Here is a 14,299-nt window from a genome sequence, read left to right on the forward strand (position 1 = left end):
ACATGTCATTATTTGGTAAAAAAGCTAGAGATATGGCGATTATAAACGTTGGTCTTATCTCATTCGCCAGCGATATTGAGAAACAAGGGGCAAGCGCTCTTCAAGTTAATTGGACACCGCCGCGTAAGTATTCTCAGGAAGTGCAAGATGCGCTAAAAAAACTTCAGCAGCCAGACATAGCCGCTAAAATAAAGGCTGCTAATCAACAAGTAGTTGAAAAAATCACTCAGTCACATCAAGTACTGACAGGTTACGAGCAAGCCATTAATGTGGTGCCCGGCATGACCAAGACTATGGTTCTACACGCAGGACCTCCCATTGAATGGGAAGCTATGTGCGGAGCCATGCGCGGTGCTGTTACTGGTGCCATCGTCTTTGAAGGCCTAGCAAAAACTGTTGAAGAGGCTGAAGAAGTTGCCGCTTCAGGGGGTGTCCAGTTCTCGCCCTGCCACGAGCATGACTGTGTTGGCTCAATGGCTGGTGTAACTTCAGCATCCATGTACATGCATGTGGTTAACAACAAGACTTATGGTAATGTCTCTTATACTAACTTATCTGAACAACTTGCAAAAATTCTGCGCATGGGCGCTAATGATCAATCAGTTATTGACCGACTAAACTGGATGCGTGATGTCCACGGTCCAATACTATCAGCCGCTATGAAACTCGCTGGTGAAATTGATCTGCGCCTTCTACTATCTCAAGCAATCCATATGGGCGACGAAGATCACAACCGTAACTTTGCTGGTTCATTGCTACTCATGCAAGAACTTGCCCCTTACATTATTCAGACTGATTTTACAGATGAGCAGAAAAAGGAGGTGTTTGAGTTTGTAAAATCAAGCGACTATTTCTCCGGTCCAACTTGGATGGCCGTGTGTAAAAACGCCATGGACGCCGCTCATGGTGTAGAGAACAGCACTATCGTCACTACTATGTGCCGCAACGGTACTGAGTTTGGTATTCGCGTCTCGCATATGGAAGGATTCCAGTGGATTACTGGACCCGCTCAGCAAGTCATGGGTCCCATGTTTGCCGGCTACAAGCCAGAAGACTCAGGTCTTGATATTGGTGATAGCTCAATTACTGAAACTTTTGGTATTGGTGGGTTCGCCATGGCGGCTGCTCCGGCAATTATTCCTTTGGTCGGTGGTACTGTCGAAGACGCCCTAAATTACTCTAAAGATATGATGGAGATTACCACTGGGACTAACCCTAATATTACGATTCCCATTCTCAACTTTCGTGGTCTTGCAACAGGTATTGATGTCATCAAAATCATTGAAACTGGCATATCGCCTATTATTAACACCGCCATCGCTCATAAAGACGCTGGTATTGGTATGATTGGCGCTGGTCTGGTTAACCCACCGTTTGAAGTGTTTGAAAAAGCAATCGTTAAGTTGGCAGCTTCAATTAACTAAGTAATTAATCGGTGTAACTGGCTTTGACTTCATTAATAGTAAACTCACCAACAGGCCTGTTTATATAAAATGCGATTTATTGCCATCACAGCCGATAGTGCTTGGCGCACAGCGCTTCAGACCTCAAAAACGGCTACGGTTAACAGTGTTTTTCATGGCGCTGTTAATTTGCAAATTGCTAGTGGTGAGCTGCTAAGCATTTTTCCAGCCAATAGCCCAAACGCACCAAGTGGTTTGATAGCTTCACATAGCCCTGGTCAAAAATTAGGCGCTGTTGGTGAAACCGTTCACCTTTCCCCAACCGCTATTACTTTTAACAGCGTCATTCTGGTACTAGATAGCTGCCAATTTGTGACAAACCGTTTAGATCACTGTCAATTGCCCTTACCAAGGCAACATTATCTAGAACAATTTGCACAACACCTACAAGCTCAGGCGAAAAAAGGCAGCTTTTATGGTGCTATGCCCGGCGACGTGTTTAATAGTGCTCAAGTCGCTAGACTTGAAAGAGGACGTGCGCAACTAAAGCAAGCTTGGGTCCAATCAGCATCTAAAGATATTGCTTACGCAACTAAGCAATTGATTGGCCTTGGCATTGGGCTAACTCCTTCAGGTGATGACTATCTACTAGGGCTGCTGTTGGTTCTAAATCATTCAGTAGCTTGTAATAGTATCAATTTAGCCACTATAAAGCAGGCGGTTGTAGACAATATCAAAACAACAACTGAGGTTAGTCAAGCCTGTTTATATGCTGGTCTTGACTGCCGCTACAGCGCACCACTGCGCGAGCTATTTATTGCCATTACTAGTCAAAATAATGCGTTTGAGCAGGCATTACAAACGGTACTGGCGCACGGTGCTACCTCAGGTCAAGATACTTGCGTTGGTATGCTTGATGCTTGGATATTACTACAGAACATTGCTGCAAAGGACGATGGCTAGAAGTGGCTATATCAATAAAAAAATGATACCGACGTAAATAAGTGGTAAGGAAAATATCTTAAGGACCATAAACTAGTCTACATGATCGGCACGGCAGCTCACTTTGCAACAGGTATGGGTTTTATCAGGATTTTTGATGATCGTTATTAGTGCCCTATTCGACTATTCAGGATCGGTTCTGCATAGCCAATGATTGGAGGCGCTAATATAAGATAGGCGCAGTGTTGTATTACCTGCTTGGCAAAATGAGTACTAAAAAATAAGTACTCATCATAAAAAAATAGCAGAAATTAGAAAGCTAAGGAGTAATTATTGTTCCAGCGTGTTCGGCTATAATAGCTTCAATTTCATTTAGCTCTCCAATCATGGCATTATTACCTGAATGCTTTACGAACTGCTGGGCGGCCTTAACTTTTGGTAGCATACTGCCAGCTCCAAACTGACCATCGTCTATATAGCGTGTGATGTCATCACTGCTAACCCTGTTTAAGGCAGTCTCTTTAGGGGTACCAAATCCCAGCATAACAGTCGACACTGTCGTCAATATAATAAATTGGTCAGCCCCTAAAAGTTCAGCTATCAAAGCTGCTGAAGAATCTTTATCAATCACCGCTTCTATACCTTGCAAGCTATTATCAGCTTGCTTGATGACTGGTATTCCACCACCCCCTGCGACAATGGGTATTATTCCTGCGTTTATTAAAGCTCTGATTGCGTTGGTCTCAACTATTGTAACCGGTGCTGGTGAAGGCACAACACGTCGCCAGCCACGGCCAGAATCTTCATGGAAAGTATAACCTTGTCCATCAGCAGCATTTATTGCTTCATCTTTAGAGTTATAAAATGGACCTATTGGCTTATCTGGACTAAGAAACTTTGGATCATCTTTATTAACAACCATCTGGGTAGTTATAGAAACAGCCTGTTTATTAAGATTATTTTTTTGAAACTCATTATTTAATGCTTGCTGCAACCAATAACCAATTGAACCTTGCGTCATCGCGACACAAGTATCTAGTGGCAAGGCAGGTATCTCTTTAGAGTCAATGGCGTGCTGTGCAAGTAGTATATTACCAACCTGCGGTCCATTACCGTGGACTATGATCAGCTGATGACCTTGGCTAACGATTGCAGCTAGCTTTACTGCAGTCTCGCAAGCTACTGCCTTTTGAGCAGTGGCTGATGCCTCGCCTTTGCGCTGCAATGCATTTCCACCTAATGCTACGACAATTATTGCCATCAATGCCTCCGTTTCTTTTTAATATTTAGGGTTTTTATACTTTACTTCCGGTCTGTGTTCAAAATTATCTATGATTATTTTCAGTACTAAAAACTTTATATAAAAGCTACTTTACAGGCGAGCTTGTGATGTCTTATATTTTCATTGCCTTGTTAGTACTGCGATACAAATAGTGAGTTTGTGAATACAGGTCAGTATTGAAATCATCCTAATACTTACTCCATCGCTTTAATAATGCTAAAGTTTGAAATAAACAAAGTTCAAGCGTGGAGGTAATAAACCGCCCAAACTTAACCATAGCCACTCATAATTTTCATGGAGTCTATAGCTCTCAATTCGACTAGTCAACCCAGTATTTATTTAAATAAACTGTTGATATATTGGTGGGTATAAAGAACTCATTAATAACTAGCACTCTTTAACATTAGTTGGTTAAATAATACGTTCGAGCCCTACTACAAGCCGCATATTAGCAATAGCAAAAAAGGCTTATATAACTATGTAAGCCCTTTTTTTATGGGTGTTTATGAGGATTGTAAGCGGTGTAAATATATAGCGGAACTTATCCTAAAATGCCTTTAACTCGTATTGACATTAATAAGCGCAGCTTTATTATAGTAGGTGATTAATTTAGTATAGCTAATAATAGGTTGTAGTAAATATAGAGCGTTTATAACCTAACTATCAATGATTTAGATACTTACGATGTTGTCTAAATACTTAAGATGTTGTTCATAAAAATCGATAGTAAAAAACTATAATTTTATTATTTCAAATCCAGTAATCATTATATTAATAAAAATTAAAGTTAAGATTAAAGCAAAAATAAAAATAAAAAAAACCGAATGCTATTTAACAATAACATTCGGGTGTTTTATGGGTGTTTTATAGAGTTAGAAAGAAGTACGGCGATAGGTGCGATATTTAGGTAACCAGAAATTAGCTTTTAATCGACGTTCAAAATTTTCTGCCGTTATAGGCAAAGCCAATTTATCTTCGATCGCTTGTAGAGCAACGGCATAGGCTACTTTTTCACTGATCTCTCTGATATATTTAATTGGCGGTAATATTGCACCAGGTGCTTTGTCATACTCGATTGAGATATCTGCAAGTGCTTGGCTAGCAGCCGTTAGCATATTATCACTGATACCCGTCGCACGTGAGGCTAAAACACCTAAGCCAATACCTGGGAAGATATAGCTGTTGTTACACTGAGAAACCTCAAAAGATTGACCTTCAAAAGTCGTATTAGGGAAAGGACTACCCGTTGCAACAATAGCTTTACCACGACTCCAGTTAGTCACTTCTTGCGGAGTAGCTTCAATACGAGACGTTGGATTTGAAAGTGGTAACACAATTGGATTTTCAGTATTAGCACATAAGGCTTCGACTATCTCTTGTGTAAATAAACCTTTTTGTCCGCTTACGCCGAATAATACCGTTATTTTCGCTTGTTTAACCACTTGCTCTAAGCCAAGTTTCTGACTCTTATCCCAACTTACGATATCTGATTCTTTTTGCACTAACGGTGCTTGGAATTTTTGCAGCTCTGTCATGCTATCGGTTAGTAAGCCATAGCGGTCAACCATAAACACTTGTTTACGTGCCTGCTCTTCAGTTAAACCTTCACGCTGCATTTGGCGAATGATATGCTCGGCGATACCACAACCTGCTGAACCTGCACCTAAGAATGCTATTCTTTGCTCACTAAGTTTTTGACCTTTATTTAAACACGCTGCAATCAAGGTACCAACTGAAACCGCAGCAGTGCCTTGGATATCATCATTGAAGCAACATAGTTGATCACGATATCTGTTCAATAACGGGGTAGCGTTTTCTTGAGCGAAATCTTCAAATTGTAATAATACTTCTGGCCAACGACGTTTAACAGCTTGAATAAACAAGTCTACAAACTCATTATACTCATCGCCAGAAATACGTGGGTTTCTCCAACCCATATATAAAGGATCGTCGATTAACTGTTGGTTATTAGTACCTACATCTAATAAGATTGGCAAGCAATAGGCAGGACTGATACCACCACAAGCCGTATATAGAGATAACTTACCAATTGGAATTCCCATTCCTCCAATGCCTTGGTCTCCTAAGCCTAAGATACGCTCACCGTCAGTAACCACGATCACTTTTACTTTTTGTTTAGTGGCGTTTTGTAGCATATCATCGATTTTATGGCGCTCAGGGTAAGAGATGAATAAGCCACGTTTACGGCGATAAATTTGAGAGAATTTCTCACAAGCTTGGCCTACCGTTGGTGTATATATCAACGGCATAACTTCCTCGATATGCTGCTCAATCAAATGATGAAATAACGTCTCATTTGTATCTTGGATATTACGCAAATAGATATGCTTATCCATATCACTAGTAAATGAGGAAAGCTGATGGTAAGCGCGTAATGATTGCTCTTCGATAGTCTCAATAGTATGAGGTAGTAAACCAGTTAAATTAAAGCTATCACGTTCTTCTGACGAAAAAGCGCTACCTTTGTTTAATAAAGAGGTTTCTAATAATGCTGGCCCAGCAAAGGGAATATATAACGGACGTTTGTTTGACATAATAAAATCTTCTTAGTGAGGCTTATAGTGGTGGTTAGAGTAAGGGTTTAAATATTTTTATCAATGGTCTAAATAATAGAAATTATTTAAATTTATATTTTTCTTTAGCATTTTTAAAATAATTTAAACCAACACGTTCAAGGGCTGATACCAATAAAAATTTAAATTTTCTTTATTATTAGGGTGTGCTGAATACCTGCAAATAGGCACTACTGATAGCTATTTATTAAAGCTGTAATCTAGTCTGAGTAAAAAACGCAGATAATGCAGATGCACAGGCTAGCTGCTTTTATATAAACCGTACGGCGAATAGACTAATTTCAGCATCAGCCCCTTCTTAAATGCAACTGAGGCTAGACCTGTTTTTACGGCTACTTTGCTAAAACCACCTGCTTAAACGACTAAACTAGATATTCTTAACTTACTAATATTAATAAAGCAGCGCCTAAAAAATGATCTGTGTTAGTGCCGTGTTCGAAGGATCAAGCAGACTCTAATGATGTACTTAATTTAGGTATGATTTATTTGCTGTGCACATATACAGATCAAACTTAACCATATCATTAAGATTTTGGAATTTTTGCGTGGTCATATTTCTATTGGACTAGTTTGAGTGAAGAAAGGCTGGGCGGGTGTGAAAGCCAAGCTTTTGATTGCAAGCGACCTAATACCAATTTGTATGCCAATTCTAATTGAGCAGCAGTGTTGGCCGAATAACTTGGCTAACCTAAAGTATTATATTCTAATTTATGATGAAGGCAACTGGTAATCCCGCTAAAAACAACAACGCTTAGCAGTAGAGATTTATTTCCAGACTACCAGCAAGTGAACACTATAAAAACATTACGCTTTACTGATAACCAAATCGTCAATATTTTAAACCAGCATAACGGGATATGCTTATGACTTTGCTGTGAACTTATCATAGGGAAAATCAGATTTTAGTTGCTATTATTCATCAGCTTTATCAAATAGTTTATCAATAGGTTTGCTATGAATAGTGGAGCTATTAAACATAGACTTATTGCCAGTATCGTCTTCTGTCCAAAAGTTAATATTGAACTGAGCATCCTCACTTAACACTACCCTATGCCAATATTCAGGTGGACTGACGGCAAATTGTCCGGCTTCAATCACTATGGTTTGCTCAGGTTCAGTAGCCGCTTCATCAGCAAACCCATAAAAAGTAACTGTACCTTGCATCACGCAAATTTGACCAAACACCCCTTTAGCTGTGTTGTGATGATTTAATAAAGCTTTAGGAACTTTATTTTTAGTAAAAAAGTGCGTAGAACGCTTGATTTTCCAGTGACTTGGGATGATTTGACGGCTCATGGTAAATCCTTGGTTGCTAATGTCCAGTTATAGCATTTTGGTTATTAAGGGCTGGTTATTAGCGGTTAGTTATTGGGTTATTATGATTCGGTGGTGTTGATTAAGGTAGTATTCAATGACTAACAGCGATCACCATTATCTGGCTACGTCGATAATACTATAACCGATTCGAAAGGTTTAATTAACGCCGCTCCTCTAAATGCTTAATATCATCTGGACTTGCCTCATAGACAGCATCAAGTTCAGCCTCAGTAAGATACTTTTCGCTAATAGGAAACAGTTCACGCTCTTCAAAACGCAGATGATCATATAGTAGATTAGCAAGCTGTCGAACCTGAGCAACCGTAGGCAAACTTGCCTTACTCTGTAAAGAGGCTTCAATATCCGTTATTAATTTACCTAGTGCCTTATGCTGTGTAGCTAGCTCGTCAAGTACAGAGGCGACTTCTGGTTGGGTGTTACGATAAGGATGCAAGCCCTTAACAATCAAATCATCTTCTAGTTTAAAGTGGTCATGCATCTCACCCATATAACAGCACAGTGCTTGCCAGTGCTCAGCAATCTGCTGCGGATTGTCAGCACACTCTTTGCCGTGACGCCCCAGATTTAAACCAAGATGATGCTGACGCGATAAAGGCTGTAATTGATTGGCACGTTTCATAAATTAACTCCTAGAAGGCTTTATTGATGTCACAATGTAGTGATAGGCATCATCTTACTGTTGACTTGGTTTGGAAAATCATTCCCTATCAAACGCTCTATCTGCTATTGCCACCATTAGGCAAACTCTTACCTATAGGCTACTACACTTGGACTGTATATTACCCTCACCCTAGAATCGAGTGGTTGATTATCATCTAGTTATTCAGTCATCTAGTTATTTAGCCCTCTAGATTAGTGAATATGCGCTGATACTCTTAGATCATAGACTAGTAGACCTATCAACTTAGCCTTAGTATACCTTAATAACACTTAAACGATAAGGTCAGGAAAAGCTCTTTAGTAGTGTTGATTCAGAAGCAGTATTTTATGAGTCTGAAGTATTTTTAGGGGATCCAATAGCCAGTTTTTCGGCAATCGCCAGCAAGCCTTCTATTGTTTTACAACTCTCCTCAGCAAGACTTATGTTGCCGAATATCATAGTCATCGATAGTGTTAGATTATAGTGACAAGTAACTTTTAATAGCAGCAAAAAGGGTTGTTTACATTAAGCGCAATATAGTGTGAACAACTCTTTTGCTGTTTAGCATTGCATGGTTTAGCACCGTACTGTTTAGCACTTTAGTGTTTAACGTCATAATTACTATGCTTTACTCAATAAAGTCGTTTGATAACTTATTAACTGCTATCAGACCAGCTCATTACGCAAAGCCGTTTTAAGAACTTTGCCAATGGCGTTACAAGGAAGCGACTCTACTATCTCTAAGCGTTCAACTTGTTTGAAATCTGCTATGCCTTTTCATCACGAAGGTAAGTACTGATAGATTCAAGATCAAGCTGTTGATCAGTTTTAACGACTACAAAAGCACAAACACGCTCACCAAGAATATCATCAGGAGCACCTACGATCGCCACATCGGCAATAGGCGGATGAGCAGCGTGAGCTTCAAGAGCTGCGTAAAGAGAATAAGCGTTTAAGGATGGAGCGCGATATTCTAAAAAAGGCTTCTGCTCTGCTGGCCTTGGACAGCCTGAACGGCTATCGCTAATCAGTCAGCTGGTAGAGCAAGACAAACGGATCAGTAAAAGTCTTCTGTATAAGCTATTTGGCGTGATGAAAAGCAGTTACTACTATAGCATACAGCCCAAGTCCATCAGTCTTGAAACCGTCAAGCACAAGGCATTAATTCGTAAATATTTAACGACTCAAAGTAATCGGCTGGCGCTCGCACTATTATCGCTATTCTGTGGAATGAGCACAGTATTATGCCAACGCGTTACTTAGCAAGCAATCTTATGAAAAGTATAAAACTCAGAAGCTGTCAGCCTAAGACGCACAAGTATAAGCATGCTAATCAAGAACATAGAACCCATGCCAATATTTTAGACCGCAACTTTAGCCCAATTGCGCGCAATTAAGTCTGGACGGGCGATGTCACCTATATTCGTATCAAAGGCGGCTGGTGGTTTTAGATTTTTATGCCAGACGTATAGTGGGCTTTGCCGTCTCAGATTCCCCTGATAGTATACTTACCCGTAAAGCACTACAGATGGCGTATTACACGAGACTCAAACCCAGCAATGTACTATTTCACTCAGATCAGGGGGCGCATTACACCAGCAAGACATTCGCTGAATCCGTGGCGAGTTGTGACGGTATGATACCAAGCATGAGTCGTCGTGGTAATCCACTACCGGCATAGCTCTCCGTCTTGCACTCGGACAAGGCAGTGCTTTGCTAATCCTCGCTCATAGGACAACGCACTAACTGAGCGCTTCTTTAGAAGCTTTAAGACTGAATGGATGCCAAAGGGTGGTTACGAAGATATCGCTGAAGCCAAACAAGCTATTTGTGATTATATATGGGGCTATTATCAAACCGTGAGATCGCACAGTTTCAATGATTATTTAACACCGCTAGAAAAAGAGAAACACTACTTTAACAAAAACCTCTTATCAGGTGTCCTAATTTAGTTGACCACTACAAGTGCAACCGAAGCTATGACATTAGAGGATAAGGAATGGAAAATAGAGATCTGCACCATAAAGCGCTGAATAAAGCATTAAAACCAATATCAGCGATGCGACCGGCAACTTTAGATAAGCTTGAAAAAGCAGTGCTACTGTTATTCTCGAATCATGATCCTACTGAAGTCAGCATGATACAGGTAGCTCGTACAGCAAATATGTCATTAAAGACTCTGTATAACTATTTTGGTGACAAGCAAACCATCATTTATACTATTTTAAATAGAGTATTAGGCCGTCTAGCAATTCGTATGATTGATTATTTGCAAGGTATCGAGAGCGTTAGAGATCGTCTTCGTAAAACGCTTTGGATGTTCTTTGATTTTATTGATAAAATCCCAGATGCTATAATAGTATTGTCCACAGCAGTGCCCGCCTCTCGTTATCGAGAGATAGCTATTTATGATAATAAAGAGTTGGTTGATTCTTTTATGCAAGTATTAGGCGATGGACAGCAACAAGGTATATTGAATGACACTGTGCCTTTGTTCGTTTTATTCGATGTGTTTATAGCTTTTATTAGCCGCTTAGGACTCATGCATATCATACGCAAAAAGCCAGATTCCCTGAATGAGAACTTTGATGGGCTATTTACTATTTTATGGCGGGCTATTAGCAATCCTGAAATAGATTAATATAACCACTATAAAATATTAGCTTAACAATTGAAGGGCTACTGAGATCAATTTTGTGCAGCCTCTAGAAACGCAGCACACAAGGAAAGTTTATACCAGCAGCATGCTGTAATGGATGGTTTCTTTTTATTTAGGATTAACTTTAGTAAAAAATATAAATATCCTGTAACTTGGTCTAAAAAATAAAACCTTAGCAATTACTTGCTAAGGTTTTATCAGTTTCAATGACTTAAGTCACTAATTAACGTAAGTCACTACTTAACGTAAATCATCAACGACCGCCAACATAGCGACTAACGAGGCTTCGCCTAATTTAATACAGCGCTCTGGCGACCAACCGGTATCAGCATCGGGAAGGTTATTATTATCTATAAATGGCATCTCCAAAGTATTAGCGAGACAGTCAAAACGTTCGGCAACCCAGTGAGTGGCGAGAGTCATATTAGCTTTACCCGGTGCATCAACCTGATAGCCTTCTTTAGTCTGAAAGTCGGCACTGGCTAGTTTTAACACTTCTGCAAATCTATCGCGTAGACCTGCAAGGCGGTCATTATAACTCGGCGTACCTTGAGAGCCAGCAAGGAATACAAAAGGTATTTCTTCATCACCGTGCACATCATAAAACAGATCAACACCAGTATCTTCCATTTTATTAATCACATGAAAAACTTCAGGGCTCTCTTCTAAACTTGGGTCTGACCAAGCACGGTTTAGATTAGTGCCGACTGCGTTAGTCCGCAGATGACCACGTACACTACCATCAGGATTCATATTAGGCACAACGTAGAAGTTAGCCTTGTCTAATAGCAACTTAGCAGTAGCATTATCACTATCTAACAAGCTATGCAGCAGACCTTCGACTAACCATTCCGCCATAGTCTCACCAGGATGCTGACGAGCCGTAATCCAAATATTGCGCTTGCTTTCACTATCGCTATCGTCATCACTAATTTTAACTAAAGTTAAGTCGCGCTTATCCAAGGTCTCGCCTAAATGCTCTAAAGTCACTAACGGATGCATTTGTACAGCAGCTAATAAATCTTGATGACGCTCGTAACTATACGGGGCAAAAAAAGCAATTTGAATGGTTTCACATTCCATATCTACCATTATGGTTAGCTTGCCGTCTTTATAAGAGGTGGGCAGACGGAACCAATATTCACGATCGTATGAGGCCACTGCTTGATAATTATCCCATCCTGCTGGGAATGCTGCTTGCCCTGCGTTGAGAATATTAAGCACATATTGCTCATCGATCTGTCCGGTTATACGAAAGTTAAACCATTGAAAAAACTCGCCGCCAACGTCTGGACGAATAGCCAATTGGATATTTTTTTTATCTTCTAAGCTAATGACTTCAATATTACCGGCATCAAAATTAGCACTGATATGCATGATTTTTCCTTAATTAGTTATTGTCATAAATTAGAGGGTACGGGCCAGCAGAATCCTTGTATTGCTACTAAACCTTGAACTTGGGTAAGCAAGTCATGACTCAAGTTATAAAAAGATTCGCTGTCTATTACTCAATTAGATTGAACGAAATTAACTATAGCCCAACCAATCGAATCAGCTATTGTAGCTGATAAGCTTAGGTTACCGAAACCCTGTTGGCTAGATAGTAATAACCACTAGTAAACGAAACGGCAAGTGCCCGAAATAGTCCTGTTAAAAGATAACCACATCATCAGCCTCTTGCCATGGCTGAAACTTAGTCATAGCTTGTAGAAACAAGGGGTGCTGTAACCAGTGTTGTAACCATAGCTGTAGCTTTGGGTAAGGTAGACTATAAAAAACCTGACGATCTACATGAGCGAATTGGCGCACAAAAGGCATTATGCCAATATCAGCAATACTTGGACTGCTGCCTAACAGGTAAGCATTTTTAGTCAATAGCGATTCTAGAAGCTGTAAAAAGACCTCACCTTGTTGCCGATATTCTATCTGCGTCATCTCAGGATGACGATCGGCATACTTATAGCGATTGAGCCAATGTTTAAAGTCATTATCGTTTTGTTCGATCAAGGCCTTAGCTTGCAGGGAAACGCATGCTACCAAAAGCCCTTGCGGGTCTTGCTGCTCAAGCGCCCATCTCATTATCTCCACGCTCTCTGCAATCACCGTACCATCAACGAGCTGTAACACTGGCACAGTGCCTTTCGGGCTAATCTCAAGCATCTGAGCTGGCTTGTTCTTTAGCACTATCTCCCGCAGCTCTACTGGTAACTCAGCAAATAGTAAACCAAGACGGGCGCGCATAGCATAAGGACAGCGACGAAAAGAGTACAGCAGAGGAAGTGAGGAAGTCATAGCTAAAACAGAGCTCATAGAAAGTTACCGCCGTTAAAACAAAATGAATGAGGATAAAGAGTCCGCAAAATGGTTTAAGCACTCAGTTATTAACCAGCAACTATTGAAAAAATAGCTTTTATAGCTTAGGCTCAATTCTGCTTGACAATAACTGATGATTTATCATTACAATAGCCCTATCTAGGGTCATAATCTCTGGTTAATCATCAAACTATAAAGGCCATCTAGTTCACTGGCAATAGCACTACTTTTACTAAATTAGCATAGCTTAACGCTTAGGCTATTACTCACAAACTGTCACTTGCAGACTATTATTTGCAAACTATCATTTGCAGACTTTCAAATCACAAGCACTACTGATAACTCAACGCTATAGAGGCTTATAATGACCACATATATACTTGATACAGAAACCACGGGCCTTATTGAACCACACATGACTGAAGCGGCCTACTCTATTATTGATTTAAATAATGGTAAGGTAGCAGTATTGCAAGAGCCACGAGCTAAGCGTTTTAACCCTCTAAAAGAAATCAGCTTAGGGTCTATGGCGATATCACATATATGTGAGGAGGATATCGCCAATGAGTCCCCTCATACAGACTTTAAACTACCTAGCAATGTCGAGTACTTAGTAGGTCATAATATCGATTTTGATATGCAGGTTTTACATAATGCTGGCGTCACACATACGCCTAAATTGATATGTACTTTTGCTATGGCAAGCCATCTGCTACCTGCCCTCGATAGCCATAAGCTAGTATCTCTACTTTATTACTTCCATCGTGATATCGCTCGCACTCAAGCAAAGCAAGCACACGCTGCTATTGCTGATATTTACTTCACTCAGCTAGTGCTTAGCAGTCTAATTGACTTAGCTAATAATCAAGGTCATGCCATCACTGACATAGCTAGCTTATATGACTTTAGCCAGAAGGCCCGTATACCTACTCACTTGAGTTTTGGTAAACATAAAGGCGAGGCTATTGCAGATTTAGCGAGCAGTTCTGATGGGGCGGGCTATCTTAAATGGCTGCTCAAGCAGGACAGTGTCGATCCCTACTTAGCTCAAGCTTGCAAGCAGGCATTGTAATTGTAGCAATCGTTATCAATAGAGTTATGCAGCAAGTTTTATTACTACCAACTGTA

Annotated in this window: 12 protein-coding genes and 1 pseudogene; 6 read left to right on the forward strand and 7 right to left on the reverse strand. The window is 40.2% G+C overall.

The genetic code is table 11. From position 1 onward, the window contains the following. Positions 1 to 2: 2 nt before the first annotated feature. The gene (locus KPY62_RS01265; protein ID WP_216580473.1) at positions 3 to 1,424 is read left to right on the forward strand and encodes a DUF1116 domain-containing protein; all 1,422 of its coding nucleotides are present in this window, start codon (positions 3 to 5) and stop codon (positions 1,422 to 1,424) included. A gap of 69 nt (positions 1,425 to 1,493) precedes the next feature. Then, a complete protein-coding gene (locus tag KPY62_RS01270; protein WP_216580474.1) occupies positions 1,494 to 2,366 on the forward strand; it encodes a DUF2877 domain-containing protein in 873 nt (290 codons plus the stop codon). 298 nt (positions 2,367 to 2,664) lie between these two features. Here the strand turns inward: KPY62_RS01270 and arcC are convergent, their stop codons facing one another. From arcC to KPY62_RS14005, 5 genes are all read right to left on the reverse strand, one after another. Continuing rightward, positions 2,665 to 3,606, reverse strand: a complete 942-nt coding sequence (arcC, locus tag KPY62_RS01275; protein ID WP_216580475.1) for a carbamate kinase — start codon at positions 3,604 to 3,606, stop codon at positions 2,665 to 2,667. Between the two features lie 893 nt (positions 3,607 to 4,499). Next, the gene (locus tag KPY62_RS01280) at positions 4,500 to 6,182 is read right to left on the reverse strand and encodes an NAD-dependent malic enzyme (protein WP_216580476.1); all 1,683 of its coding nucleotides are present in this window, start codon (positions 6,180 to 6,182) and stop codon (positions 4,500 to 4,502) included. A 951-nt stretch (positions 6,183 to 7,133) separates the two neighbouring features. Further along, positions 7,134 to 7,517 (reverse strand): DUF1971 domain-containing protein, encoded by a 384-nt coding sequence (locus KPY62_RS01285; RefSeq protein ID WP_216580477.1) that lies wholly within the window; start codon positions 7,515 to 7,517, stop codon positions 7,134 to 7,136. A gap of 181 nt (positions 7,518 to 7,698) precedes the next feature. After that, the gene (locus tag KPY62_RS01290) at positions 7,699 to 8,178 is read right to left on the reverse strand and encodes a hemerythrin domain-containing protein (protein WP_216580478.1); all 480 of its coding nucleotides are present in this window, start codon (positions 8,176 to 8,178) and stop codon (positions 7,699 to 7,701) included. A 788-nt stretch (positions 8,179 to 8,966) separates the two neighbouring features. Beyond that, on the reverse strand, positions 8,967 to 9,230 hold the full coding sequence (locus tag KPY62_RS14005) for an AMP-binding enzyme (RefSeq protein ID WP_416384045.1): 264 nt from the start codon (positions 9,228 to 9,230) through the stop codon (positions 8,967 to 8,969). Positions 9,231 to 9,640: 410 nt separating this feature from the next. Here KPY62_RS14005 and KPY62_RS01300 point away from each other — a divergent pair, with 410 nt between their 5' ends. The 3 genes and pseudogenes from KPY62_RS01300 to KPY62_RS01310 all read left to right on the forward strand — a co-directional run bounded on the left by KPY62_RS01300 (position 9,641) and on the right by KPY62_RS01310 (position 10,840). Beyond that, positions 9,641 to 9,880, forward strand: a complete 240-nt coding sequence (locus KPY62_RS01300; protein ID WP_216580480.1) for a DDE-type integrase/transposase/recombinase — start codon at positions 9,641 to 9,643, stop codon at positions 9,878 to 9,880. 64 nt (positions 9,881 to 9,944) lie between these two features. Further along, positions 9,945 to 10,151 (forward strand): annotated as a pseudogene (locus KPY62_RS14010) (IS3 family transposase); the annotation flags it as partial. A gap of 47 nt (positions 10,152 to 10,198) precedes the next feature. Then, positions 10,199 to 10,840 carry a TetR/AcrR family transcriptional regulator gene (locus KPY62_RS01310; protein ID WP_216580482.1) on the forward strand — a complete coding sequence of 214 codons (642 nt, stop codon included), beginning with the start codon at positions 10,199 to 10,201 and terminating at the stop codon, positions 10,838 to 10,840. A gap of 258 nt (positions 10,841 to 11,098) precedes the next feature. On the opposite strand, the gene KPY62_RS01315 is transcribed toward KPY62_RS01310, so the two are convergent. Further along, positions 11,099 to 12,235, reverse strand: coding sequence for a M14 family metallopeptidase (locus KPY62_RS01315; protein WP_216580483.1), 1,137 nt, complete (start codon positions 12,233 to 12,235; stop codon positions 11,099 to 11,101). 273 nt (positions 12,236 to 12,508) lie between these two features. Next, positions 12,509 to 13,168, reverse strand: coding sequence for a glutathione S-transferase (locus KPY62_RS01320; RefSeq protein WP_228730519.1), 660 nt, complete (start codon positions 13,166 to 13,168; stop codon positions 12,509 to 12,511). Positions 13,169 to 13,535: 367 nt separating this feature from the next. Here KPY62_RS01320 and KPY62_RS01325 point away from each other — a divergent pair, with 367 nt between their 5' ends. Continuing rightward, the gene (locus tag KPY62_RS01325; RefSeq protein WP_216580484.1) at positions 13,536 to 14,243 is read left to right on the forward strand and encodes a 3'-5' exonuclease; all 708 of its coding nucleotides are present in this window, start codon (positions 13,536 to 13,538) and stop codon (positions 14,241 to 14,243) included. Positions 14,244 to 14,299: the final 56 nt, after the last annotated feature.

Source organism: Psychrobacter sp. TAE2020, from assembly GCF_018919485.1.
Taxonomy (GTDB): Bacteria; Pseudomonadota; Gammaproteobacteria; order Pseudomonadales; family Moraxellaceae; genus Psychrobacter.

Excerpts from the sequence above, each read along its gene's own strand:
- KPY62_RS01265 (WP_216580473.1), top strand. The coding sequence starts at position 3 with ATGTCATTATTTGGTAAAAAAGCTAGAGATATGGCGATTATAAACGTT.
- KPY62_RS01270 (WP_216580474.1), top strand. The coding sequence starts at position 1,494 with ATGCGATTTATTGCCATCACAGCCGATAGTGCTTGGCGCACAGCGCTT.
- arcC (WP_216580475.1), bottom strand. The coding sequence starts at position 3,606 with ATGGCAATAATTGTCGTAGCATTAGGTGGAAATGCATTGCAGCGCAAA.
- KPY62_RS01280 (WP_216580476.1), bottom strand. The coding sequence starts at position 6,182 with ATGTCAAACAAACGTCCGTTATATATTCCCTTTGCTGGGCCAGCATTA.
- KPY62_RS01285 (WP_216580477.1), bottom strand. The coding sequence starts at position 7,517 with ATGAGCCGTCAAATCATCCCAAGTCACTGGAAAATCAAGCGTTCTACG.
- KPY62_RS01290 (WP_216580478.1), bottom strand. The coding sequence starts at position 8,178 with ATGAAACGTGCCAATCAATTACAGCCTTTATCGCGTCAGCATCATCTT.
- KPY62_RS01310 (WP_216580482.1), top strand. The coding sequence starts at position 10,199 with ATGGAAAATAGAGATCTGCACCATAAAGCGCTGAATAAAGCATTAAAA.
- KPY62_RS01315 (WP_216580483.1), bottom strand. The coding sequence starts at position 12,235 with ATGCATATCAGTGCTAATTTTGATGCCGGTAATATTGAAGTCATTAGC.
- KPY62_RS01320 (WP_228730519.1), bottom strand. The coding sequence starts at position 13,168 with ATGAGCTCTGTTTTAGCTATGACTTCCTCACTTCCTCTGCTGTACTCT.
- KPY62_RS01325 (WP_216580484.1), top strand. The coding sequence starts at position 13,536 with ATGACCACATATATACTTGATACAGAAACCACGGGCCTTATTGAACCA.